At 67.7% G+C, this 23,315-nt stretch carries 26 protein-coding genes; 17 read left to right on the top strand and 9 right to left on the bottom strand.

Translation table 11 applies throughout. The annotated features are described in order from the left end of the window. Positions 1 to 6: 6 nt before the first annotated feature. The 4 genes from J0J10_RS13135 to J0J10_RS13120 form a co-directional block, all read right to left on the bottom strand. On the bottom strand, positions 7 to 1,428 hold the full coding sequence (locus J0J10_RS13135; RefSeq protein ID WP_291646967.1) for an FAD-binding oxidoreductase: 1,422 nt from the start codon (positions 1,426 to 1,428) through the stop codon (positions 7 to 9). Between the two features lie 275 nt (positions 1,429 to 1,703). Then, complete coding sequence (gene rfbA / locus J0J10_RS13130) at positions 1,704 to 2,582, bottom strand: glucose-1-phosphate thymidylyltransferase RfbA (protein WP_291646966.1); 879 nt, start codon at positions 2,580 to 2,582, stop codon at positions 1,704 to 1,706. An 11-nt stretch (positions 2,583 to 2,593) separates the two neighbouring features. Beyond that, positions 2,594 to 3,487, bottom strand: a complete 894-nt coding sequence (rfbD, locus tag J0J10_RS13125; protein WP_291646965.1) for a dTDP-4-dehydrorhamnose reductase — start codon at positions 3,485 to 3,487, stop codon at positions 2,594 to 2,596. A 58-nt stretch (positions 3,488 to 3,545) separates the two neighbouring features. Next, on the bottom strand, positions 3,546 to 4,457 hold the full coding sequence (locus J0J10_RS13120; protein ID WP_291646964.1) for a LysR substrate-binding domain-containing protein: 912 nt from the start codon (positions 4,455 to 4,457) through the stop codon (positions 3,546 to 3,548). 96 nt (positions 4,458 to 4,553) lie between these two features. On the opposite strand from J0J10_RS13120, the gene argH reads away from it, so the two are divergent. From argH to J0J10_RS13085, 7 genes are all read left to right on the top strand, one after another. After that, complete coding sequence (argH, locus tag J0J10_RS13115) at positions 4,554 to 5,969, top strand: argininosuccinate lyase (protein ID WP_291646963.1); 1,416 nt, start codon at positions 4,554 to 4,556, stop codon at positions 5,967 to 5,969. After that, complete coding sequence (locus tag J0J10_RS13110; protein ID WP_291646962.1) at positions 5,966 to 6,859, top strand: amino acid ABC transporter permease; 894 nt, start codon at positions 5,966 to 5,968, stop codon at positions 6,857 to 6,859. The genes argH and J0J10_RS13110 overlap by 4 nt, the downstream gene beginning before the upstream one ends. Next, a complete protein-coding gene (locus J0J10_RS13105; protein WP_291646961.1) occupies positions 6,856 to 7,635 on the top strand; it encodes an amino acid ABC transporter ATP-binding protein in 780 nt (259 codons plus the stop codon). The genes J0J10_RS13110 and J0J10_RS13105 overlap by 4 nt, the downstream gene beginning before the upstream one ends. A gap of 44 nt (positions 7,636 to 7,679) precedes the next feature. Further along, a complete protein-coding gene (locus J0J10_RS13100; RefSeq protein ID WP_291646960.1) occupies positions 7,680 to 8,510 on the top strand; it encodes an ABC transporter substrate-binding protein in 831 nt (276 codons plus the stop codon). A gap of 119 nt (positions 8,511 to 8,629) precedes the next feature. Continuing rightward, positions 8,630 to 8,890, top strand: coding sequence for an AbrB/MazE/SpoVT family DNA-binding domain-containing protein (locus J0J10_RS13095; protein WP_291646959.1), 261 nt, complete (start codon positions 8,630 to 8,632; stop codon positions 8,888 to 8,890). Further along, positions 8,887 to 9,282 carry a type II toxin-antitoxin system death-on-curing family toxin gene (locus J0J10_RS13090; RefSeq protein ID WP_291646958.1) on the top strand — a complete coding sequence of 132 codons (396 nt, stop codon included), beginning with the start codon at positions 8,887 to 8,889 and terminating at the stop codon, positions 9,280 to 9,282. Before J0J10_RS13095 ends, J0J10_RS13090 begins: the two co-directional genes overlap by 4 nt. Then, complete coding sequence (locus J0J10_RS13085) at positions 9,279 to 10,160, top strand: beta-keto acid cleavage family enzyme (protein ID WP_291646957.1); 882 nt, start codon at positions 9,279 to 9,281, stop codon at positions 10,158 to 10,160. The genes J0J10_RS13090 and J0J10_RS13085 overlap by 4 nt, the downstream gene beginning before the upstream one ends. On the opposite strand, the gene pdxR is transcribed toward J0J10_RS13085, so the two are convergent. Beyond that, positions 10,144 to 11,604 carry a MocR-like pyridoxine biosynthesis transcription factor PdxR gene (gene pdxR / locus J0J10_RS13080; RefSeq protein ID WP_291646956.1) on the bottom strand — a complete coding sequence of 487 codons (1,461 nt, stop codon included), beginning with the start codon at positions 11,602 to 11,604 and terminating at the stop codon, positions 10,144 to 10,146. The genes J0J10_RS13085 and pdxR overlap by 17 nt on opposite strands. 99 nt (positions 11,605 to 11,703) lie before the next feature. Between pdxR and J0J10_RS13075 the strand changes: the two genes are divergently transcribed. From J0J10_RS13075 to J0J10_RS13030, 10 genes are all read left to right on the top strand, one after another. Further along, positions 11,704 to 12,339: an FMN-binding negative transcriptional regulator gene (locus J0J10_RS13075; RefSeq protein ID WP_291646955.1), complete on the top strand. Its 636-nt coding sequence runs from the start codon at positions 11,704 to 11,706 to the stop codon at positions 12,337 to 12,339. Continuing rightward, positions 12,336 to 13,115 carry a YggS family pyridoxal phosphate-dependent enzyme gene (locus J0J10_RS13070; protein ID WP_291636885.1) on the top strand — a complete coding sequence of 260 codons (780 nt, stop codon included), beginning with the start codon at positions 12,336 to 12,338 and terminating at the stop codon, positions 13,113 to 13,115. The genes J0J10_RS13075 and J0J10_RS13070 overlap by 4 nt, the downstream gene beginning before the upstream one ends. A gap of 88 nt (positions 13,116 to 13,203) precedes the next feature. Next, complete coding sequence (locus J0J10_RS13065) at positions 13,204 to 14,568, top strand: ABC1 kinase family protein (protein ID WP_291646954.1); 1,365 nt, start codon at positions 13,204 to 13,206, stop codon at positions 14,566 to 14,568. Between the two features lie 61 nt (positions 14,569 to 14,629). Further along, positions 14,630 to 15,253, top strand: a complete 624-nt coding sequence (locus J0J10_RS13060; protein WP_291646953.1) for a hypothetical protein — start codon at positions 14,630 to 14,632, stop codon at positions 15,251 to 15,253. Between the two features lie 163 nt (positions 15,254 to 15,416). After that, the gene (locus J0J10_RS13055; RefSeq protein WP_291636890.1) at positions 15,417 to 15,704 is read left to right on the top strand and encodes an aa3-type cytochrome c oxidase subunit IV; all 288 of its coding nucleotides are present in this window, start codon (positions 15,417 to 15,419) and stop codon (positions 15,702 to 15,704) included. Between the two features lie 22 nt (positions 15,705 to 15,726). Continuing rightward, positions 15,727 to 16,866: a Re/Si-specific NAD(P)(+) transhydrogenase subunit alpha gene (locus J0J10_RS13050; RefSeq protein WP_291646952.1), complete on the top strand. Its 1,140-nt coding sequence runs from the start codon at positions 15,727 to 15,729 to the stop codon at positions 16,864 to 16,866. A 25-nt stretch (positions 16,867 to 16,891) separates the two neighbouring features. Continuing rightward, positions 16,892 to 17,323, top strand: a complete 432-nt coding sequence (locus J0J10_RS13045; RefSeq protein ID WP_291636894.1) for an NAD(P) transhydrogenase subunit alpha part 2 — start codon at positions 16,892 to 16,894, stop codon at positions 17,321 to 17,323. Positions 17,324 to 17,327: 4 nt separating this feature from the next. Further along, positions 17,328 to 18,734: an NAD(P)(+) transhydrogenase (Re/Si-specific) subunit beta gene (locus J0J10_RS13040; protein WP_291636897.1), complete on the top strand. Its 1,407-nt coding sequence runs from the start codon at positions 17,328 to 17,330 to the stop codon at positions 18,732 to 18,734. 65 nt (positions 18,735 to 18,799) lie between these two features. Continuing rightward, positions 18,800 to 19,282, top strand: coding sequence for a GNAT family N-acetyltransferase (locus J0J10_RS13035; RefSeq protein ID WP_291646951.1), 483 nt, complete (start codon positions 18,800 to 18,802; stop codon positions 19,280 to 19,282). Next, positions 19,279 to 20,133, top strand: coding sequence for an alpha/beta hydrolase (locus tag J0J10_RS13030; protein ID WP_291646950.1), 855 nt, complete (start codon positions 19,279 to 19,281; stop codon positions 20,131 to 20,133). The genes J0J10_RS13035 and J0J10_RS13030 overlap by 4 nt, the downstream gene beginning before the upstream one ends. A 128-nt stretch (positions 20,134 to 20,261) precedes the next feature. On the opposite strand, the gene J0J10_RS13025 is transcribed toward J0J10_RS13030, so the two are convergent. The 4 genes from J0J10_RS13025 to purE form a co-directional block, all read right to left on the bottom strand. Beyond that, positions 20,262 to 21,119 carry a tetratricopeptide repeat protein gene (locus J0J10_RS13025; RefSeq protein ID WP_291636903.1) on the bottom strand — a complete coding sequence of 286 codons (858 nt, stop codon included), beginning with the start codon at positions 21,117 to 21,119 and terminating at the stop codon, positions 20,262 to 20,264. A 192-nt stretch (positions 21,120 to 21,311) separates the two neighbouring features. Next, positions 21,312 to 21,545 carry a 30S ribosomal protein S21 gene (gene rpsU, locus J0J10_RS13020; protein ID WP_291636905.1) on the bottom strand — a complete coding sequence of 78 codons (234 nt, stop codon included), beginning with the start codon at positions 21,543 to 21,545 and terminating at the stop codon, positions 21,312 to 21,314. 167 nt (positions 21,546 to 21,712) lie between these two features. Then, positions 21,713 to 22,813 (bottom strand): 5-(carboxyamino)imidazole ribonucleotide synthase, encoded by a 1,101-nt coding sequence (locus tag J0J10_RS13015; protein WP_291646949.1) that lies wholly within the window; start codon positions 22,811 to 22,813, stop codon positions 21,713 to 21,715. Then, positions 22,810 to 23,307, bottom strand: a complete 498-nt coding sequence (gene purE / locus J0J10_RS13010; protein ID WP_291636909.1) for a 5-(carboxyamino)imidazole ribonucleotide mutase — start codon at positions 23,305 to 23,307, stop codon at positions 22,810 to 22,812. The genes J0J10_RS13015 and purE overlap by 4 nt, the downstream gene beginning before the upstream one ends. Between the last annotated feature and the right edge of the window lie 8 nt (positions 23,308 to 23,315).

The raw sequence follows: 23,315 nt of genomic DNA, 5'->3' as shown, positions 1-23,315 counted from the left end.
GCGGCCTCACGGCGACGCGGCCGGCAGGACCTTGCCGGGGTTGAGGATGTTGTCGGGGTCGAGGCTCTGCTTGATCCGGCGCATCACCGCGACGGCCTCGTCGCCATATTCCCGGCGCAGGAATTTCGACTTGCCATAGCCGACGCCGTGTTCGCCGGTGCAGGTGCCGCCGAGATCGATGGCGCGGTTGACCAGAAGGGCGTTGAACCGCTCGGCCTCGGCAATCTCTGCGGGGGAATCCATCCTGATCAGGAAGCCCATATGGAAATTGCCGTCGCCGACATGGCCGAGCGCCGGCACCGGGAAGGGCGCGTCCTTGGTATGCGCCCTCATCTCGGTGATGCAGGTGGCGAGCTCGGAGATCGGTACGCAGGCATCTGTGCCCCAGCTGCTGGCGCCGGGGCGCAGAGCGAGCAGGGCGTAGTGGAGATTGTGGCGGGCCTGCCAGAGCTTGGTCCGCTCCTCGGCGCTGGCGGCATGGCGCCAGCCGCTGCCGCCATGGCCCTGCGCAATCGCGTGCATCGCCGTCGATTGCTGCTCGACGCCGGCCTGCGTGCCGTGGAATTCGATGAACAGCGTCGCGGTCTCGGGATAGCTCAGCCCGTTATGCAGGTTGATGGCGCGCATGCAGGTCTCGTCGAGCAGCTCGACGCGGGCGACCTGGATGCCGCTCTGGATGGTCTCGATGGCGCAGGACACGGCGGCGCCGACATCCGGGAAGGAGCAGACCGCGACCGAGCTCGCTTCGGGGATGCCGTAGAGCTTCAGGGTGATCTCGGTGATCACGCCGAGCGTGCCCTCCGAGCCGACGAAGAGCCGCGTCAGATCGTAGCCAGCCGAGGATTTGCGGGCGCGCCCGCCGGTCTTCAGCACGCTGCCGTCGGCGAGCACCACGGTGAGCGCCAGGACATTGTCCTTCATCGTGCCGTAGCGCACGGCATTGGTGCCCGAGGCGCGCGTCGCCGTCATGCCGCCGAGCGTCGCATCGGCGCCGGGGTCGACCGGGAAGAACAGGCCTGTATCGCGCAAATGCTCGTTGAGCTGCTTGCGGGTCACCCCCGGCTCGATGACGCAGTCGAGATCCTCGGTGTTGACCGCGATGATGCGCTGCATGCGCGAGAGGTCGAGGCAGACGCCGCCATGCAGCGCGACGACATGGCCCTCCAGTGAGGTGCCGGCGCCGAAAGGAATGACCGGCACCTTCGCTTGATGGCAGAGGGCAAGGATGCGGCTGACCTCTTCCGTGGTCTGGGCATAACAGACGACGTCCGGCGCCTTGGTCGGGTGATAGGATTCGCCATGGCCATGATGCTCGCGCTCCGATTCCGAGGTCGAGCAGCGCGGGCCGAGGAGTTCGCGCAGGGCGGCGGTCAGCCCCTCGAGTTCCGGATGGCGCGAGGAGGCGGTCTCGGCGGCAGGGGCGTTCATATTGTCCTCGACTTCCGAGCCTGTTGCCGGCGTGGCGCTGCAGCAATTTCGACCGGCTTTTCACGTTCGGCCACAGTCGATGCAGCATGAGCGCTCTGCATCGGGAGGGGAAGTGTCCGACTACAATCGGTCTGCTTCCCTCGGCCCTTATCCTGAGGGGCCGCGCAGCGGCGTCTCGAAGGATGGACCAGCGGTCTCCGAACCTCCTTGAGCATCCTTCGAGATGCGCTCCTTCTGAGCGCTCCTCAGGATGAGGGGCGGGTGGGTGAGTGGCGTCAGCCCGACTGGTCGCGCCCGGCCAGGCCGAGCAGATATTGCCCGTAGCCGCTCTTCGCCAGCGCCTGGCCGAGCGCGCGCAATTGCTCGCGGTCGATCCAGCCATTCTCGAAGGCGATCTCCTCCGGGCAGGCGATGCGGAAGCCCTGGCGGCGCTCCAGCGTGCGCACGAATTCCGAGGCCTCGACCAGCGAATCCGGGGTGCCTGTGTCGAGCCAGGCGTAGCCGCGCCCGAGCCGTTCGACATTGAGCGCGCCGCGCTCGAGATAGGCGAGGTTGACGTCGGTGATCTCGAGCTCGCCGCGGGCCGAGGGCTTCAGCCGGCGGGCGATCTCGACCACCTGCTCGTCGTAGAAATAGAGGCCGGTCACCGCCCAGTGCGAGCGCGGCATCTTCGGCTTCTCCTCGATCGATAGCGCCTTGCCGGTGGCATCGAAGGAGACGACGCCATAGCGCTCGGGATCGCTGACGCGATAGGCGAAGACGGTGGCGCCCTGCCGGCGCGCGGCGGCGCGGCGCAGCACTTCGGTCAGCCCGTCGCCGTAATAGAGGTTGTCGCCGAGGATCAGGGCGGAAGGGCCGCCGGCGACGAAATCGGCGCCGATCTGGTAGGCCTGCGCCAGCCCTTCCGGCTTCGGCTGCACGGCATAGGAGAGCTTCAGCCCCCAGCGTTCGCCGGTGCCGAACAGCGCCTCGAAGCGCGGCGCGTCCTCGGGGGTCGCGATGATCAGGATCTCCCGGATGCCGGCGAGCATCAGCGTCGACAGCGGATAGTAGATCATCGGCTTGTCGTAGATCGGCAGGAGCTGCTTCGACGTCACCATGGTCATCGGGTGAAGCCTGGTGCCGCTGCCGCCGGCTAGGATGATGCCTTTCACGCGCGTTTCCTTCAGCATTCGGAGCCGGTGAGCAGCCGGGCCACGCAGTCCTCGACGGAGACCTGCCAGGGCGGCAGGCGCAAGCCGTAGCGCGTTGCGAGCAGGCCGCAATCGAGCCGGGAATTGGCGGGCCGGCGGGCCGGGGTCGGGTATTCGGCTGTCGCGATCGGCCTGACCCGCGCGGAAGGGCCGCCGAGCCTCGCCGAGGCCGCGAAGACCGCCTCGGCGAGGCCCGCCCAGCTCGTCTCGCCGCTGCCGGCGACATGGAAGACGCCGCGCAGCCCGGCATCCCGGGGTTCGGCGGCAAGACGGCGTGCAATCGCGATCACGGCGTCGGCAAGGGCCGGTGCATAGGTCGGCGTGCCCAACTGGTCGGCGACGATGCCGAGCTCCTCGCGGCTTTCGGCGAGCCTCAGCATGGTCTTCACGAAATTCCCGCCATAGGGGCTGTGGACCCAGGCCGTGCGCAGGATGGCGTGGTTGTCGCCTGCCGCCGCGACGGCCTGTTCGCCGGCGAGCTTGGAACGGCCATAGGCGCCGAGCGGGCCGGTTGCGTCATCCTCGCGCCAGGGACGGGAGAGGGCGCCGTCGAAGACATAGTCGGTGGAGATCTGGACCAGCGGTAGTCGGAGCACCGCCGCCGCCGCGGCGACGGCACCCGCACCGGCGGCGTTGATCGCCATGGCCAGCTCCGGCTCGCTCTCGGCCTTGTCGACTGCGGTATAGGCGGCGGCATTGACGATGCAGTCGGGCCGGGCTTGCTCGAGAGCCTTGTGCATCTCGTCGGGGCGCGTCAGGTCGAGCTTGGGCCGGCCGATGGCGACGACCTCGACCTTCGCCGAAGGGGCCATGGCGATCAGGGATCGAACGAGCTGTCCGGTGGTGCCGGTCACGGCAATGCGCATCGTGCCTTCGCCATCTGGAGTGCCGGGCGGCTTCGTTTAGAGCAAGGCTCGGCCGGCCTCAACCGCCGGCCTCCGCCTCGAAGCGGGCCGCTTCCGCGCGCAGCCAGCCGACCAGCGCCTCGATGCCGGGGCCGGGCTGGCCGCGCGGATTGAGGGTCATCCAGCAGCCGACGGCGCTGTCGAAGCCGAGACCGAGCGGATTGACGAGCGCGCCGGACGCCAGCTCTTCCGCGACATAGCAGCGTGGCGCCAGTGCGACGCCAAGCCCGGCCACTGCGGCGCGGATGATCACCGAATAATAGCCATAGCGCACGGTGTGGGCCGGGACCGCGCCGCGCAGCCCATGCGCCTCGGTGAACTCGGCCCAGAAGGCCGGCATCTGAAAATGCTGCAGCAGGGTCATTTTCTGGATATCCGCCGCACGGCTGAAGCCGCCCATCCGCTCCAGCAGGGCCGGGGCTGCGACGAGCGCGACCTGCCGGCCGAACAGATAATGCGCCTCGCGATCCGGCCAGGGCCCGGCGCCGTGAACGATGTCGATATCGGGGTCTTCGGTCTCGTTCTCGCTGACGAAATTGGTGAACTGCACGTCGATCTCGGGATGGGCCTGGGCGAAGCTCGGAAAACGCTCCATCAGCCAGCGCTCGCCGGCGATGGCGACGAGATGCAGCCGGATCGGGCGTCCGAGCGCGGTTCGCTCGGCGAGGCGCCGGGCGCCGCGCGCCATCTGCTCGATCGCCGCTTCGGCATAGGGCCGGTAGATCGTGCCGGCCTCCGTGGCCTTCAGCCCGGCTGGGCTACGCTCGAAAAGCGCGATGCCGAGATGCTCCTCCAGCGCCTGGATCTGCTTGGAGACCGCGCTCTGGGTCAGGTGCACGGCTGAAGCGGCCTTCGCCGTCGATCCCAGCCGCGCCACAGCAAGGAAGACCCGAAGCGCCGTGGTCGAGGGCGGGAGATTCGGGCTGGCCAATCAGATATTCCTTTTGCGACTATCCTGCCGGAGATCGTTTCGTTTGCGGGGTTCGCGGTCAAGGGGACAGTGTCGCCTCAAGGGGAGACCATCAGCATGAATCAGACCACGCGCCTCTGGGGTGGCCGCTTCCGCAAGCCGCCGGACCCGCGGATGATGCGGCTATCCAGCGCGGCCGGCGCCTATTCGCGCCTCGCGCCCCAGGATATCGCCGGCGGCAAGGCCCATGCGGCCGAGCTGGAGCGGGCCGGGCTGCTGAGCTCCGACGAGACGAAGCTGATCGTGGCGACGCTCGACGCTATCGCCGGCGAATTCGCCGCCGGGACGCTGGTACCCGGGCCCGAGGACGAGGATATCCACACCTTCATCGAGCGCGTGCTGACGGCGCGGATCGGCGCGACCGGCGCCAAGCTCAGGGCCGGGCGCTCGCGCAACGACCAGGCCGCCAACAACCTCAAGCTCTATCTGCGCGAGCAGTCGCGGCTGATCGGCGCGATGCTGGCCGAATTGCTGGAGGCGCTGGCCGGCCAGGCCGAGCGGCATTCCGCGTCCGTCTGCCCCGGCTTCACCCATCTGCAGAGCGCCCAGCCGGTGACCTTCGGCCATTGGCTGATGGCGCATGGTCAGGCGCTGTCGCGCGATGCGACGCGGCTCCAGGACTGGGACAGGCGCTCGACCCAGTCGCCGCTCGGGGCGGCGGCGCTGGCCGGCTCGGCGATCGCGCTGACCCCCGAAATGAGCGCGCAGGCGCTCGGCTATGACGGTCCCTGCGAGAACTCGGTCGACGCCGTCGGCGCGCGCGACCATGTCGCGGAGTTCCTGTTCGTCGCCGCCATGCTGGCGACCAATCTCTCCCGGCTGGCGGAGGAGGTGACGCTCTGGACCTCGCGCCAGTTCGGCTGGGTCGTGCTCGACGATGCCTTTGCCACCGGCTCCTCGATCATGCCGCAGAAGAAGAACCCGGATATCGCCGAGCTCTCGCGCGGCCGGGCGGCACGGCTCACCGGCGATCTCGTCGCCATGCTGGGCGCGCTGAAGGGGCTGCCGCTGGCCTATAATCGCGATCTCGCCGAAGATAAGCGCTCCGCCTTCGACGCGGTCGACGTGCTTGGTGAGGTGCTGCCGGCCTTCGCCGGCATGATCGAGACGATGGAAGCGCGGCCGGAGGTGATGCGGGCCCAGGCCGGCGCCGGCTTCGCGCTCGCCACCGAGGTTGCCGATTATCTGGCGCGCAAGGGCGTGCCCTTCGCCGAGGCACACGAGATCTCCGGATCGCTGGTGCGCTATTGCGAGGAAATGGGCCGCGAGCTGGAGCAACTCGAGGCGGTCGAGCTCAGCGCCATTGATCCACGCCTTACGGAGGATGTAAGGGCCTGTCTCACCCTTGATGCTGCGGTGGCCGCCCGCAGCGGTTTCGGCGGTACGGCGCCGGTGCGCGTGGCCGAGCAGATCGCCCGTTTCCGCCTCTGGCTCGCAGCTTTTGAAGATTGGACGCGCGGAGCGCAGAAATGACCAGCGCAGTCGGAATTGGAATAGGGCGGGATCTCGCCGGAATCGCCGGCCTGAAGCTCGTGCCGCGCCGCTATTACGGACGCTGGGTCGCGGCCGCGCTAATCATCCTGGTGCTGGCCTGGATCATCAAGGCCTTCGCCGAAGGGCAGATCGACTGGAAGGTGGTCGGGCAGTTCTTCACGGCGCCCGCCATTCTCAGCGGCCTCGTCAACACCATCATCATGACGGTTTGCGCCATGGCGCTGGGCATCGCGCTCGGCGTGATCTTCGCGATCATGTACATGTCGCCGAACCCGGTGCTGCGCGGCGTCGCGCTGTTCTACATCTGGTTCTTCCGGGGCACGCCGCTGCTGCTGCAGCTCCTGCTCTGGTTCAACCTGGCGCTGGTCTTCCCGACGATCGGTATTCCCGGCGTCATCGAATGGCGCACCATCGACGTGATCGGGCCGTTCATGGCGACCTTGCTCGGGCTCGGCATGAACCAGGGCGCCTATACGGCGGAAGTCGTGCGCGGCGGCATCCTCTCGGTCGATGTCGGCCAGACGGAGGCGGCCAAGTCGATCGGCATGACCCGTTTGACGACGCTGCGCCGGATCGTGCTGCCGCAGGCGATGCGGGTGATCATCCCGCCGGTCGGCAACGAGGTGATCAGCATGGTCAAGCTGACCTCGATCGCCAGCGTGATCCAGTTCTCCGAGATCCTGCGCAATGCGCAGACGATCTATTATGCCAATGCCCGTGTCATCGAATTGCTGATCGTCGCTGCCGGCTGGTATCTGATCGTCGTCACGCTCCTGCAGATCGGCCAGTTCTTCCTGGAGCGCCATTTCTCCAAGGGCCGCGGTGGCCGCCGTGCCAAAGCCCAGGTTGCCGAGGAGGCCGGGGCATGAGCGCTGCCGCCAAGGAGGCCATCGTCACCGCCGCCAACGTCACCAAGCGCTTCGGCGAGTTGCGGGCGCTGAACGATGTCTCGCTGACCATCGCGCCGGGCGCCGTGCAGTGCATCATCGGGCCGTCGGGCTCCGGCAAGAGCACGCTGCTGCGCTGCATCAACCAGCTCGAGAGGATCGACCAGGGCGCGATCTGGGTCGATGGCGAGCTGATCGGCTACCGGATCAAGGGCAATGAGCTGCACGAGCTGAGCGACGCCGAGATCGCGCGCCAGCGTCTTACGACCGGCATGGTCTTCCAGCGCTTCAACCTGTTCAACCATATGACGGTGCTCGAGAACATCATTGAGGGCCCGGTCACGGTGTTGAAGCGGCCGAGGCAGGAAGCGGTGGCGGAGGCCGAGAAGCTGCTCGCCCGCGTCGGCCTCTCGGAGAAGCGCAATTCCTACCCGATCGAGCTTTCGGGCGGCCAGCAGCAGCGCATCGCGATCGCAAGGGCGCTCGCCATGAAGCCGAAGCTGATGCTGTTCGACGAGCCGACCTCGGCGCTCGATCCGGAGCTCGTCGGCGAGGTGCTCGCGGTGATGCGCGATCTTGCCGCCAGCGGCATGACGATGATCGTCGTCACCCATGAGCTCGGCTTCGCCCGCGAGGTCGCCAGCGACGTCGTCTTCATGGACAAGGGCGAGATCGTCGAGCGTGGCCATCCGCAGCAGGTACTGGTTGCGCCGAGCCAGGCCAGAACCCGCGACTTCATCGCCGCCGTCCTCAAGTGAGTTCAAGCCAGGCCAGTTCGGCCTGAAAAAACAGGGAGATCACCATGCTTCGCCTTTCTCTCGCTGCCGCGCTCCTCGCCGGCACCGCGCTCGCCGCCCAGGCCCAGGCCCTGCCGGACCGCATCAAGAACGCCGGCAAGATCGTCATCGCGACGCAGCCGAATTACGCGCCGATCGTCTACAAAGACCCGGCGACCAACACGATGACCGGCTTCGACTACGAACTCGGCGAGGCGATCGCCAAGGAGCTCGGGGTCAAGGCCGAGTGGCAGGAGACTGCCTTCGCCCAGATGCTGCCCTCGCTGCAGACCGGCCGCGTCGACATGGTGATGGCCGGCATGAGCGACCTGCCGGCCCGTCGCGAGACCGCCGATTTCGTCAACTACCTCGTCTCGGGCGCGCAGTTCTACACCGTCACCGCGCTCGCCGGCTCGATCAAGACGCCCGAGGATCTCTGCGGCAAGACCGTCGGCGCCAGCCGCTCGACCAACTGGCCCCGCCAGATCGGCGAGTGGAGCGAGGCCAACTGCGTCGCCAAGGGCAAGCCGGCGATCAACGTGGTCGGCACGGAAGGCTCGGTCGATGCCCGCACCCAGCTCAAGACGCAGCGCCTGCAGGGCGGCGTCCAGGGCAGCGAGACGATGAGCCACAACCAGAAGCTCGAGCCCAACACCTATGTGGTGCTCGGCACGCCCTTCACCCGTTCGCTCGCCGGCATTCCGTTCCCAAAGACGGCTGAGGGCGGCCAGCTGCGCGACGCGGTCAAGGGCGCGCTGGAGCGGCTGCAGGCGAACGGCGCCTATGACGCGCTGATCGCCAAATACGGCCTGCCCGACAACGCCCTGAAGCCGATTTCGGTCAACAAGGGCGAGTGAGCTTACGGCATCGGCGGGGCCGAGTTCGGCCGCCCGCCTGCACGGAATGACGGAGCGGCGCTGACGGGCGCCGCTCTTTCTGTTATACGGTCTGTATAACGCGAGCCCCGGAGCAGGCGATGAACAAGCCCGAAAAGCCCGCCGGCGCGCAGGCCATGGTCCTGCAGGTCCGCAAGATCGGCAACTCGGTCGGCATCATCCTGCCGAAGGAATTGCTGGCGCGGCTGAAGCTGGCGGAGGGCGACAAGCTGACGGTGGTCGAGCAGCCGGAGCTCGGCCTGAAACTGACGCGCTATGACGATACCCATGCGCGCGGGCTTGAGATCGCCCGCCGTTCGTTCAAGACCTACGCGAATACCTATCGCGCTTTGGCGAAATGACCGAGCCCATCTGGGTCAGCGTCGAGCTGGTGGTCGATATTCACGCCGAGCAGCTCGCGCTGTTCGGCGGGCCGGCTGGAATTCGCGATCACGGGCTTCTGGAATCGGCGCTGGCGCGGGCTCCGAACAAATATTCCTATGGCGAGCATGAGCTTGCTACCTTAGCTGCAACTTATGCATTCGGCGTCGCACGCAACCATCCCTTCGTCGATGGCAACAAGCGGGCCGCCTTCGCGAGCATGATCGTTTTCCTCGGTCTCAACGGCATCGATTTCCTGGTGCCTGAGCCGGAAGCCACCGCGGCGATCCTCGCCCTCGCCGCCGGCGAGGTCGACGAAGACGGTCTGACGCGCTGGATTCGCGACAACTGGCCAAAGGACGCGCCCGTATGAAGACGCCGATCTGGGTCGAGGCCGCGATCAACGGTCCCTGGGGCAAGGAGCGCCAGCCCGGCATCCCGATTGCGATCGAGGAGATCGTCGCTGACGGGATCGCGGTCGTCGAGGCCGGGGCGGCGATCGTCCATCTGCATGTCTACGACGTTGAGACCGGCCGCCAGCGCGACGACTGGGAGCTCTATGCCCGGGCGATAGAGGGGATCAGGGCGAAGGTCGACGCCATCGTCTATCCGACCATCCCGATCCTGGGCTCCGGCTATGCCGGCGACATGCATGGCTCCGGGCGCTACACGCATCTCGAGGAGCTGGCGAAGCGCGGCCTCGTCGAATGGGGTGTGCTCGATCCCGGCTCCTGCAACTGGATGACCTATGCCGGCATGCCCGAGGGCGAGGCCGGCTTCATCTACCAGAATCCGGGCGAGCATATCCGCGAGGGTATGGAGGTGGCGCAGCGCCACAAGGTCCATCCGAGCTTCGCGATCTACGAGCCGGGCTTCACCCGGCTCGGAGCGGGGCTGGCCAAAGCCTATCCGGGCATGCCGATGCCGATCTACCGGCTGATGTTCTCCGATGCCTTCGCCTGGGGCTTTCCGCCGAAGCTCTTTGGACTCGAGGCACATCTTGCCTTGCTCGACGAATGCGCGCCCGGTGCTCCGGTGATGATCGCGGGGCTCGGCGTCGAGCTCGGCGAGCTGATCCCGCACGCGGTCGCGCGCGGCGTCCATGTCCGCGCCGGGCTGGAGGATGCGCATTTCGGCGAGACGTGCAGCAATCGCGCGTTGATCACCGAGCTGGTCGCCCGTGTCGAGGCGGCCGGGGGCCGGCCGGCGAGCACTGCCGAGGTGCGCGCCGACCTCAAGGCGCGCGGCTGAACGCCTCGACAAGTTCGGCCAGGATCGCGACGCCGCGCTCGATCTCCTGTGGCTCGACGCTGGCATAACCGATGACGAGGCCGGCCATGTCCGGCCGGGCGGCGGTGTTCGGAGACATGTAGAGCGGCCCGATCGGGTAGACGCCGATGCCGCGTGCGCGGCCCTGCGCGATGAACTTGGCTTCGTCGGCCGCCGCGACGTCGCGGAACCAGAGGACGACATGCAGGCCGGCATCGGCGCCGGAGACGACGATGCGGTCACCGAGCCGGCGGGAGAGCGCAGCGAGTAGCGTCGCGCGCCGCTCGGCATTGCGCCGCCGGCTGCGGCGGATATGGCGCTCATAGGCCCCGCTTTCGAGCAGGATCGTCAGCGCCTGCTGTTCTAGTCCGGGCGCGTGACGATCGGCCAACGCCTTGGCGGTGGTGAAGATGGGGGCGAGGGTCGGCGGCAGGACGAGATAGCCGAGCCGGATCGTCGGCGAGAGCGCCTTGGAGACGGTGCCGAGATAGATGATCTCGCTGCCCTCGGCGAGCGCGTGGAGCGGCGGAACCGGGGCGATGTCGTAACGGTATTCGCTGTCGTAATCGTCCTCGACGATACAGGCGCCGCAGCGGCGAGCCCAGGCGAGCAGTTCGAGCCGGCGGGCGACCGGCATGACCCCGCCGAGCGGATACTGGTGCGACGGCGTGACATAGGCGAGCCGGGCGGAAAGTGAGGCGAGCCGGTCGGTCCGGAGCCCGTCCTGATCGGCCTCGACCGGGATCGCGACGCCCCCCGCCGCGGCGAAGACCTGCCGCGCCATGCCATAGCAGGGATCCTCGACGACGAAGCTCTCGCCGGGTTCGAGCAGAAGCCGGGCGCAAAGGTCGAGCCCCTGCTGCGAGCCGTTGACGATGACGATCTGCTCCATCTCGCAGCGCAGGCTGCGGGCCCGCCAGAGATAGCCCTGAAGGGCCTGGCGCAGTTCTTCCGCGCCCGCCGGGGCGTCATAGCTCAGCCGCTGTGGCCGACGGCTCGCCGCCATGGCGACGGCCCGTTTCCAGATATCGGCCGGGAAATCGGTGGAGGCGAGGTCGCCATAGCGGAAATCGGCGACGAGCCCGGCCGACCCTGGTGGGCGCGCTGGCAGGGCCATCGCCGCGATGCGTTCGCCGAAGCGGGAGAGGGCCGGCCTTGCCGCGTTCACGCCATCGTCGGGCGTTTCCGGCTTGGCTGCTGCGGGCATGGCTGCGACACGGGCGCGAGCGCCCTGGCGGCCGGTGATGAAGCCTTCCGAATGGAGCTGCTCATAGGCGGCCGTCACGGTGGTACGGGATACGCCGAGCTCGGCGGCGAGCGTGCGGGTCGAGGGCAGGGCGGCGTCAGGACGATAGACGCCGGTGCCGATCTGCGCCTTCAGCGCGGCGTAAATGTCCCGCGCGCGCTGGGGCCGAGCCGAGATCACATCGCCACCTTGTCAACTGGACCAGATAAAAATCTATAAACTGGACGTTTCATGCGGTCCAGTATCTTCCTATCCTGCGCCTATTCGACAGGACCAGTCATGTACACACCGCCAGCCTTCCGCGAAGACGATTCCGCCGCCCTGCACGCTCTGATGCGCGCCGCCCGCCTGTGCAATTTTGTCACGGCGACGGCGGAGGGGCCGATGGCGACGCCGTTGCCGCTGTTTCTCGACGAGAGCGAGGGGGCATTCGGCACGCTTTATGGACATATCGCCAGGCCTAACCCGCAATGGCAGGTGCCGGTTCTGGGTGAGGCGATGGCGATCTTCATGGGGCCGGACGCCTATGTCACGCCGAGCTGGTATGCGGCCAAGCGCGAGCACGGCAAGGTCGTGCCGACCTGGAATTACATCGCGGTGCAGGCCTCGGGACCGGTCGAGTTCTTCGAGGATCCGGAGCGGCTGCGCGCGGCGGTCACGCGCCTGACGAATCTGTACGAGCGGCCCCGGATCGAAGCCTGGGCGGTGTCGGATGCGCCGGAGTCCTTCATCGCGGCGCAGCTGCGCGGCATCGTCGGGCTGCGCATGCCGATCACGAGGCTCGTGGGCAAGCGCAAGATGAGCCAGAACCGCAGCGCCGAGGACCGCTCCGGCGTCGTCGCCGGCCTGCGCCAGGGCGAGCGCGCCAGCGACCATGTCGTGGCCGAGCTGGTGGCTGAAGGAGGCGTGGCATGAACATCGTCGCATCGGTTTCGGGGGAGCTCGAAGCCCGCTTCGGCTCTGATCCCGAGACCATGTTCAGGCAGAATCTCGCCGCTGTCCGCGAGCGCATTGCCGCGGCCTGCCGGCGCGCCGGGCGCGATCCCGATTCGGTGCGGTTGCTGCCGATCAGCAAGACGGTGCCGGCACAGATGCTGCGCCACGCCTTCGCCGCCGGCATCGACCGGTTCGGCGAGAACAAGATCCAGGAGGCGCAGGGCAAGCAGGAGGCGCTCGCCGACCTGCCGGTGGCGTGGAGCATCGTCGGTCATCTGCAGAGCAACAAGGTCCGCAACCTGACCCGTTTCGCCGTCGAGTTCCATGCGCTGGACAGCCTGAAGCTCGCGGCGCTGCTCGATGCTCGGCTGGCGGCGGAAGGGCGCAGCCTCGACGTCTATGTCCAGGTCAACACCTCCGGCGAGGAGAGCAAATACGGGTTGCATCCCGATGCCTTGCGCGATTTCGTCGCGGCGCTGCCGGACTTCCCCAGGCTCAGGCCGCGCGGGTTGATGACCTTGGCGCTGTTCAGCGACGAGATGGAGCGGGTACGACCCTGTTTTCGCCTGCTGCGCCGGCTCCGCGACGAGGCGGTGCAGCTGCATCCGGGCCTCGGCGAGCTCTCCATGGGCATGTCCGGCGATTTCGAAGCGGCGATCGAGGAAGGCGCCGACGTGGTCCGGGTCGGGCAGGCGATCTTCGGCAAGCGCCCGACGGCGAACGGGCATTATTGGCCGGGGCTGGCGCCGGGCTGAGCCGGTTCTGGGGGCGGCGAGGGCTGGAGCTTGGCCGGGGCGCCACCTACATTGGCCGGACAAGCCCGCTCAGGCCCAGCGAGACCCGATGTCCGAACGCGATAGCGAAGCCAACCGATTTTCCGCCCGGGCCGCGCGCTATGCCCGCGTCGGCGCCAATGTCGGCGGGGTCGCGGCGCGGATCGCCGGCACGAAGCTGTTCGGGCTCGAAGGCCGCAACGCGACCAATGCCGAGGCGCTGGCCAAGGCGCTCGGCGGCCTGAAGGGCCCGCTGATGAAGGTCGCGCAGCTCGTCGCCACCATTCCCGATGTTGTTCCGCCGGAATACGCCGCCGAGCTGCAGAAGCTGCAATCGGAGGCGCCCCCAATGGGCGCGGCCTTCGTCAAGCGCCGCATGCAGGCCGAACTCGGGGCTAACTGGCGCGAGCGCTTCGGCGCGTTCGAGCTGAAGCCGGCGGCGGCAGCCTCGCTCGGCCAGGTGCACCGCGCCACCTCGCTCGACGGCGCGCCTCTGGCCTGCAAGCTGCAGTATCCCGACATGGAATCGGCGGTCGAGGCCGATATCGCCCAGCTCGAAATCCTGTTCGGCCTGCACCGGCGCATGGGCGCGGTGATCGACACCAGCGAGATCGCCAAGGAGATCAGTGCCCGCGTTCGCGAGGAACTCGACTACCGGCGCGAGGCCAGGCACGTCGCCCTCTACCAGCGCATGCTCGCCGAAACGCCGGAGGTGCGGGTGCCGGGCGTGGTCGCCGAATTGTCGACGCGGCGGCTGCTGACCATGCACTGGCTCGATGGCGACAAGATCCTCGCCCACAAGCAGGCCAGCCAGGAGATCCGGGACCGGATCTCGACCGCGATGTTCCGGGCCTGGTGGCGACCCTTCAGCCACCACGGTGTCATCCATGGCGACCCGCATCTCGGCAACTACACCGTCTTCCAGGAAGGCGGCGAGCCTGAAGGCATCAACCTGCTCGATTATGGCTGCATCCGGATCTTCCCGCCGAGCTTCGTCGGCGGCGTCGTCGACCTCTATCGCGGCCTGCTCGAAGGTGACGAGGCGCGTGTCGTGCATGCCTACGAGGTCTGGGGCTTCAAGGGCCTGACCAAGGAGCTGATCGACACGCTGAACATCTGGGCGCGCTTCATCTATGGGCCGCTGCTGGAGGATCGCACGCGCCGGATCGCCGAGGGCGTCAGCCCGGCCGAATATGGCCGCAAGCAGGCCTTCCAGGTCCACAGCGCGCTGAAGGCGCGCGGGCCGGTGACGGTGCCGCGCGAATTCGTCTTCATGGACCGCGCCGCGATCGGGCTCGGCGGCGTCTTCCTGCATCTCGACGCCGAGCTGAATTTCCACCGGCTGTTCGAGCAGGAGATCGAGAATTTCAGCGTGGCGCGGGTCGCCGGCGTGCAGGGCGCGGCCCTTTCCGCGGCGGGGCTGGCCGGATCCTGAGCGCCTGCGCCATATTGCCTCATGCCGGCACAAGGCTCGTGCAGTGCGGCGGGGGGCGGACATGGCCAGGCAGGGCACGGAGGCCGAGGCGAAGACGGGCGGCGAGCGCCGCCGCTACGAATTGTTCGTGCGGCGCGGCCCGGGCGGTTTCGTGCTGAAGCAGAGCGATGAAGGCGTCGGGCTGGACGGAGATCTCCTGTTCTGGAGCACGCCGCAGGGCGAGGTCGCCAGACCGTTCTCCGAGATCTCCGGCGTGCATCTGTCGACGGTGCATATCGCCCGGCAGGGCGATTTCGGCACCTGTTCGATCGCGTTCTCGGGGGCACCGCCGCTGATCGTCAGCTCCAATACCGCCTATGGCTATGCCGACGAGGAGCGCAACCAGACCTACCGCGCCTTCCTGGAGGATCTGCACACGACGCTCGCCATGCGCATGCCCGGCAAGGTCCGCTATTCCTCCGGGGTCAGCGAGGCGCGCATCGCCTTCATCCAGGTGATGCTGATCGTCATGGGGCTGCTGATGGTCGCTCTGCCGCTCGTGCTGCTGGCGATGACCGGCGAATTGAGCATGCTCTGGGTCGTCTTCGTCGGCTTCGCCTTCGTCTCGGGCTATTTCCGCTGGGTCCAGAGGAACGCGCCCCGGACCTATGAGCCGGCCAGGATTCCTGCCGATCTGCTGCCTTGAAGCAAGGCGCGGCGGAGCTTTCCGGCGGCACCCCCTGACGCGACGTCGCTTTCCCCGGTGATTGCCTAGGGATGAGGCAAGCGGCATGGTGTCATGCGTTGCCATCGGCTGCGCCAGTGCGCTACAGGGCAACAGGATTTTCATCGAGCAGGGACCATTTTTCATGGCCGACCACGGACAGCACGCCGCCGACATTCCGCAGATGGACTATGCGGAGCACGAGGGCACCTATCATGGCTTCGTGCGCTTCGCCGAGATCGCCACGATCGCCTGCCTGGCCATCGTTACGGCGCTGGCCGTCGGCGGCACCAAGCACGCCTGGGGCACCGCGATCATCGGCACGCTGCTGACGCTGATCAGCACCGGTATCGGCATCGCCGCGCCGTCGGTGGGCTGGCGCGCGCCTGCCGTTCCGTTCGGTCTGATGCTGCTCGCGCTCCTCCTCCTGTAAAGCCTGAAAGGCCCGGCCTCCCATGCGCATTGCTGTCCCCGCGGAAACGCAAGGGGCGGAGACCCGCGTCGCCGCGACGCCGGAAACCGTCCGTAAGTTCATCGGCCTCGGTGCCGAGGTCGTGGTCGAGAAAGGTGCCGGCGCTGCTTCCGGCATCAGCGATGCGGACTATGAGGCGGCTGGCGCAAAAACCGCGGCAGGCGCGGCCGAAACGCTCGCCGGCGCGACGATCGTGCTGAAGGTGCGCCGTCCGGCCGAGGCCGAGATCGCCGGGCTACCCGCCGGTGCGCTGGTGGTCGGCATCATGGATCCCTATGGCAGCGAGGCGCAGGTCGAGGCTCTGGCCAAGGCCAATGTCGCCGCCTTCGCCATGGAGTTCATGCCGCGCATCACGCGTGCGCAGGTGATGGACGTTCTGTCCTCGCAGGCGAACCTCGCCGGCTACCGCGCCGTCGTCGACGCCGCGGCCGAATATGGCCGGGCGCTGCCGATGATGATGACCGCTGCGGGTACCGTGCCGGCGGCGAAGATCTTCATCATGGGCGTCGGCGTCGCCGGCCTGCAGGCGATCGCCACCGCGCGCCGCATGGGCGCGATCGTTACCGCGACCGACGTCCGGCCGGCGACCAAGGAGCAGGTCGAATCGCTCGGCGCCAAGTTCCTCGCGGTCGAGGACGAGGAGTTCAAGCAGGCACAGACTGCCGGCGGCTACGCCAAGGAAATGTCCAAGGAGTATCAGGCCAAGCAGGCCGAGCTGACGGCGAGCCACATCGCCAAGCAGGACATCGTCATCACCACCGCGCTGATTCCCGGACGGCCGGCGCCGAAGCTGATCTCGGCCGCAATGGTCGAGAGCATGAAGGCGGGCTCGGTGATCGTCGACCTCGCGGTCGAGCGCGGCGGCAATTGCGAGCTCGCCAAGCCCGGCGAGACGGTGACGACCGCCAATGGCGTCAAGATCGTCGGCCATCTCAACGTGCCGGGCCGGCTGCCGGCGACCTCGTCCAGCCTCTACGCCAAGAACCTCTTCGCCTTCGTCGAGACCCTGATCGACAAGAAGGAGAGGAAGCTCGCGGTGAACTGGGATGACGAACTCGTCAAGGCGACCTGCCTGACCAGGGACGGCGCCGTCATCCATCCGAATTTCGCGGCCAAGGCCTGAGCGGTCGACGAGGGAGTGTCAAACCATGGCTAATCCGACCCCCGAACAGGCGCTCGAACAGGCCCGCTCGGCCGCTGCGCTTGCCAAGCAGGCCGCCGAGCTCGCCGAGAAGTACGCCGAGCAGGCGGCGCATGCCGCCGGCGCCGCGACCGGTGTCGACCCGACGGTCTTCCGCCTCGCCATCTTCGTCCTCGCCGTCTTCGTCGGCTACTACGTGGTCTGGTCGGTGACCCCGGCCCTGCACACGCCGCTGATGTCGGTCACCAACGCGATCTCCTCGGTCATCGTCGTCGGCGCGCTGCTCGCGGTCGGCGTCCAGGCTGCGCCCGCTCTGGGCGACGGCCCGCTCTGGGCCAAGGTGTTCGGCTTCGTCGCCCTCGTGCTCGCCTCCGTGAACATCTTCGGCGGCTTCCTCGTCACAGAGCGTATGCTCGCGATGTACAAGAAGAAGGGCTGAGCGCATGGCCGCGAACCTCTCCGCCCTGCTCTACGTCGTCTCGGGCGTCCTCTTCATCATGGCCCTGCGCGGGCTGTCGCATCCGACGACCTCGCGCCAGGGCAATCTCTACGGCATGGTCGGCATGGCGATCGCCGTGCTGACCACGGTGATCTTCTATCCGCCGGCCGGCTTCTCCGGCTGGCTGCTCGTCATCCTCGGCATCGCCATCGGCGGCGGCATCGGCGCCTTCATGGCCAAGCGCGTGCAGATGACGCAGATGCCGCAGCTCGTCGCCTTCTTCCACTCGCTGGTCGGTCTCGCCGCCGTGCTGGTGGCGGCCGCCGCGCTCTATGCGCCCGAAGCCTTCGGTATCGGCCAGGTCGGCAAGATCAAGGGCGCCAGCCTGTTCGAGATGGGGCTCGGCGTCGCCATCGGCGCGATCACCTTCACCGGTTCGATCATCGCCTTCCTCAAGCTCGACGGGCGCATGAGCGGCAAGCCGATCATGCTGCCGCAGCGCCATGCCATCAATATCGGCCTCGGCATCGCGCTCGTGGTGATGCTGCTGATCTTCCTGCAGACGGAAAGCCATGTCCTGTTCTGGCTGATCGTGCTGGTCTCCTTCGCCCTCGGCATCCTGCTGATCATCCCGATCGGCGGCGCGGACATGCCGGTCGTCGTCTCGATGCTGAACTCCTATTCGGGTTGGGCGGCGGCGGGCATCGGCTTCACGCTCGGCAACATGGCGCTGATCATCACCGGCGCGCTGGTCGGCTCCTCCGGCGCGATCCTGTCCTACATCATGTGCAAGGCGATGAACCGGAGCTTCATCTCCGTCATCCTCGGGGGCTTCGGCGGCGACGATGCCGCGGCCGGTCCGGGTGGCGCGGTGGAAGCGCGCCCGGTCAAGCAGGGCTCGCCCGACGATGCCGCCTACATCATGAAGAATGCCGGCAAGGTCCTGATCGTTCCGGGCTATGGCATGGCGGTGGCGCAGGCCCAGCACGCGCTGCGCGAGATGGCGGACCTCCTCAAGAAGGAGGGCGTCGAGGTCAAGTACGCGATCCATCCGGTGGCGGGCCGCATGCCCGGCCATATGAACGTGCTGCTGGCGGAAGCCAATGTGCCCTATGACGAGGTCTTCGAGCTCGAGGACATCAACTCCGAGTTCGGCCAAGCCGACGTCGCCTTCGTCATCGGTGCCAACGACGTTACCAACCCGGCTGCCAAGACCGACAAGTCCTCGCCGATCTATGGCATGCCGATCCTCGACGTCGAGAAGGCCAAGACCGTGCTGTTCATCAAGCGCGGCATGGCGGCCGGCTATGCCGGCGTCGAGAACGAGCTGTTCTTCCGCCCCAATACGATGATGCTGTTCGGCGACGCCAAGAAGGTCACCGACGAGATCGTCAAGGCGATGGCGCACTGAGCGCCCGCCATAGCAATGACGCAAAGGGCCGGCTTCCATGCCGGCCCTTTTTTATTGGAAGCTCCATGCCTGAACTGCCGATCCGCTCTTTCGAACCGCAGGACCGCGAGGCGGTCATCGCCTTGCACTGGGAACTCAACCGCCATGAGCAGACCGTCTCCGGCGACCGTGCGCTCGAGCGGGAGGATGCCGTGGCCTGCCTCGCCGATGACGAGAAGCAGATGGCCAGCCGCGGCGGTGTGGCGCTGGTCGCGCTGATCGACGGCGCGGTCGCCGGCTATCTCTGCTGCGTCCTGACCAATGGCGGGCCGTTCCTGCGCGCCGAGCTGCGGCGGCAGGCCTATGTCACGACCCTGGTGGTCGGCGAGCCCTATCGCGGACGCGGCGTCGCCGCGGCGCTTCTGGGCGAGGCGGAGCGCTATGCGCGCGGGCAGGGCGTCGCGGCGCTGGGTGTCGGCGTGCTCGCGGGCAATGCGGGCGCTGAGCGGCTCTACCAGCGCTTCGGCTTCGCGCCGCATGCCGTCGAAATGGTCAAGCGGCTGCGATGAGGCGCCTCCTCGCCATCGTCGCGGTCGCCCTGGCCTGCGCCTATGCCGGCGTGCTGGGCCTGCTCTACGTCAAGCAGCGCGATCTGCTCTATCCGCGCAATCCGGCGCGTGCCGAAATCGCCGCGGCGAATCTGCCCGGCGTCGAGGAGGTCCGGCTGACCACGGCCGATGGCGAGACGCTGATCGCCTGGGTGGTGCCGCCGCGCGAGGGCAAGCCCGTGCTGCTGTTCTTCCATGGCAATGCCGGGAATTTCGGCGGGCCGGGACGGCAGGCACGCTTTCGGGCGCTGACGCAGGACGGGACCGGGCTGTTCGCAGTGAACTATCGCGGCTATGGCGGCTCGACGGGCGCGCCGAGCGAGGCGGGGCTGGAGCAGGACGCGCTCGCCGCCTATGACGCCGCCATGGCCCGCTTCGGCGCCGACAAGCTGGTCGGATATGGCGAATCGCTCGGTACCGGGGTGATTCTCAAGCTCGCCGCCAGCAAAGCGCTCAGGGCCGTGATTCTCGAGGCGCCCTACATGTCGACCGCCGCGGTGGCGCAGCAGATCTATCCCTATGTGCCGGTCGCGCTGCTGATGCACGACCAGTTCCGCTCGGACCTGGCGATCGGCAAGGTGCGTGGGCCGGTGCTGGTCCTGCATGGCGTGCGCGACACCGTGATCCCCTACAGCCAGGGCGAGGCGCTGTTTGCGCTGGCGAATGCGCCGAAGCGCTTCGTCCGCTTCCCGGAAGGAAACCACGGAAATCTGGTTTCGCAGGGCTCGGTGCCGGAAATCCGGCGCTTCCTGGCCGATGCCGCGGCCGGCGCGCTGGCCGGCAGCGAGATTCTGGTCGCCGCGACGCCTTAGATCGCCGCGCGTCCGTTGGGGCGCGGTCACGGCGATCGATCTGATCGTCATCGCATCGGAGTTTTCCGAAAAGGGGACTCCACTTTCCGGTCGGATGCTACAGGCCGGCGGCGGCCGACCTGGTGCCGCTACATCCGGAACAGGCCGCCGCCGCCGAGACGGCTCTGGCCGGCGCGGGCGGTCTGGTTGTTGCCGTCGAGGCCGAGCGCGCGCTGATAGGCCTCGCTGGCCTCTGTCTTCTTGCCGAGTTTCTCGAAGGCGAAGCCGCGGCCGGCCCAGGCGTCGGCGTTGCGGTTGTCGACGTTCAGCGCGGCGGTGAAGTCCTCGAGCGCCGATTCATACTTTCCGAGCGCGTTCAGGCTCTGGCCGCGCGCGATATAGGGCGGTGCGTTGTAAGGGTTGCGGTCGATCACCGAGTCGAAATCGGTGACGGCATGCTGGTGCTGACCCTCCTTCTGGTAGACCAGCCCGCGCGCATGGAATGCCTCGGCCGATTCCGGATTGAGGCGGATCGCGGTGTTCAGATCGGCCAGCGCCTGCTGGCTGTTGCCCTGAGCGCGCAGCAGATTGGCGCGGCCGATATAGGCCGGGCTGTAATTCGGATTAGCGGTGGTGGCGCGGTTGAAATCCTGCAGGGCGCCGTCGTTGCGGCCGGTCTGGCGCAGGGCCAGCGCGCGATTGGTGAAAGCCGGCGCGAAGTTCGGGTCGAGCTGGGTCGCCTTGCCGAAATCGGAGATCGCGTCCGAATAGCGGCCGATGCGAGCATAGGCGGCGCCCCGGGTATTATACGCCTGCGGATCGTTCGGGTTGCGGTTGATGACTTCGGTCAGCGAGCCGATGTTGACGCTTGCCGTTTCCGTGTTCTCGGTCTGCAGCTCGGCGATCCCGGCGCCGGAATTCATGCTGACCGTGTCGCAGCCGGCCAGTGCGGTGGCGAGGCCCATAGCGACCAGCCAGTTCCGGCCTCGGAAGATGCTCTGTCTCATCACTCTCGGCTCATGTCCCTTCTTGTGCCGCCCGCTCCCGGCGCAGCGCTGATCCGCGATCAAACGCCGAAAGCGTGACAACTTTTGGTTAACGCGGCCCGAAAAAGCAACAACGCCCGCGAAAGCGGGCGAAGGTCGGATGACGGATCAGGACTGTTTCGGCCGCAGCCGGCGCCGGACTGTTGGGGCCGCTCAGGGGCGCTTCGGCTTCACCGGCGCGGGCAGCAGGCCCTCGCGCTGGAGCTTCTTGCGGATCAGTTTGCGGGCGCGGCGGACGGCCTCGGCCTGCTCGCGTGCCTTCTTCTCGGAGGGCTTCTCATAGTGCCCGCGGAGCTTCATCTCGCGGAAGATGCCTTCGCGCTGCATCTTCTTCTTCAGCGCGCGCAGCGCCTGGTCGACATTATTGTCCCGAACGAGAACCTGCACGTCTTTGGTCCGTGGTTATTGGGTTGGCCGGAATAGTGGGCGGCTGGCCTTCGACGAAAACCTGCCAGAACGGCCGTGCCGATATCAGAATTCCTAGACCCTGTCCACGCCGCAACGCCACGGAAATCGGATGATGACGCCGGATTATCGGGCCTTTCCGAGGCCGTTCAATCGACCGCGGGGATGATGCGCGTGACATGCCCCATCTTGCGGCCCGGCCGTGCCTCGCGCTTGCCATAAAGGTGCAGATGCGCGTTCGGCTCGGCCAGAATGGCGCGCCAGTCATGGACCCGGTCGCCGATCAGGTTCTCCATCGTGACATGGCCGCGCCGTGTCGTGGCGCCGAGCGGGAAACCGCAGACGGCGCGGATATGCTGGTGGAATTGTGAGGTCTGTGCGCCCTCGCTGGTCCAGTGGCCGGAATTATGGACGCGCGGGGCGATCTCGTTGACCACGACCTGCTCGCCGGAGCTGGTCTCGACGAGGAAGAACTCGACGGCGAAGACACCGACATAGCCGAGGGCCTCGCCGATCTGCCTCGCTGCATCGATCGCGGTTGCGGCTGCTGCGGTGCCGAGGCGCGCCGGTACGCTGGTCAGCGCCAGGATGTGATCGCGGTGCTCGTTCTCGCAGACGTCGAAGGCGGCGAAGCTGCCGTCGAGCCCGCGGGCCGCGACGACCGAGACCTCGCGGACGAAGCTGACGAAGCCTTCGAGAATGGCCGGGAAATGCCCGATCTCTTCCCAGGCCTGAGCGAGATCGGTGTCGGCGCCGATCTTGACCTGGCCCTTGCCGTCATAGCCGAAGCGGCGCGTCTTCAGCACGCTCGGCCGGCCGAGCGCGGCGACGGCCTGCTCGAGCTCGGCCAGCGAATCGACCGGGCGGAAAGGCGCGACGGCGAGCCCGAGCTCGGAGACGAAGCGCTTCTCGCTGAGGCGGTCCTGCGTCACCGCGAGCGCCCGGGCGCCGGGGTGCAGCGGGGTGCGCGCCGCGAGGAAGGCGGCGGTGGCCGCCGGAACGTTCTCGAACTCGTAGGTCACCACATCGACCGCGTCGGCGAAGGTCGCCAGTGCCGCCTCGTCCTCATAGGCGCCGATGGTGTGGCGGGCCGCGACCTCATAGGCCGGGCTGTCAGGCTCGGGTGCGAAGATATGGGCGCGGACGCCTAGATCGGCCGCGGCCAGCGCCAGCATCCGGGCGAGCTGGCCGCCGCCGAGGATGCCGAGCACGGCGCCGGGGGCAAGTCCGCTGGAATCGGGGCGTTTCATTGGCCGTCCACCGGCTGGAGCGCGACGGCCTCGCTCTGGCGCCGGCGCCAGGCATCGAGGCGCTCCGCGAGGGGGGCGTCGTTGAGGGCCAGAACGGCGGCAGCGAGGAGGGCGGCGTTGACGGCGCCGGCGCGGCCGATGGCGAGCGTTCCGACGGGGATGCCGGCCGGCATCTGCACGATCGAGAGCAGGCTGTCCTGGCCGGAAAGCGCCTTGGATTCGACAGGCACGCCGAAGACCGGCAGCGGCGTCAGTGAAGCCGCCATGCCGGGCAGGTGGGCGGCGCCGCCGGCACCGGCGATCACGACCTTGTAGCCCCTGGCCTTGGCGCCCTTGGCGAAGTCGAACAGGCGCTCCGGCGTGCGATGCGCCGAGACGATCAGCGCCTCATGCCCGATCTCAAGCGCCGTGAGGGTCTCGGCGGCGTGACGCATGGTCGCCCAGTCGGACTGGCTGCCCATGATGATGGCGACGGGAGGGGTCGGATCGGCCATGAAATGCT

It is taken from the genome of Allobosea sp. (genome assembly GCF_017308075.1).
In the GTDB taxonomy this organism is placed as follows: Bacteria; Pseudomonadota; Alphaproteobacteria; order Rhizobiales; family Beijerinckiaceae; genus Allobosea.
Note: the sequence above shows the minus strand (reverse complement) of the source record. Positions and strands in the feature narration are given on the sequence as shown.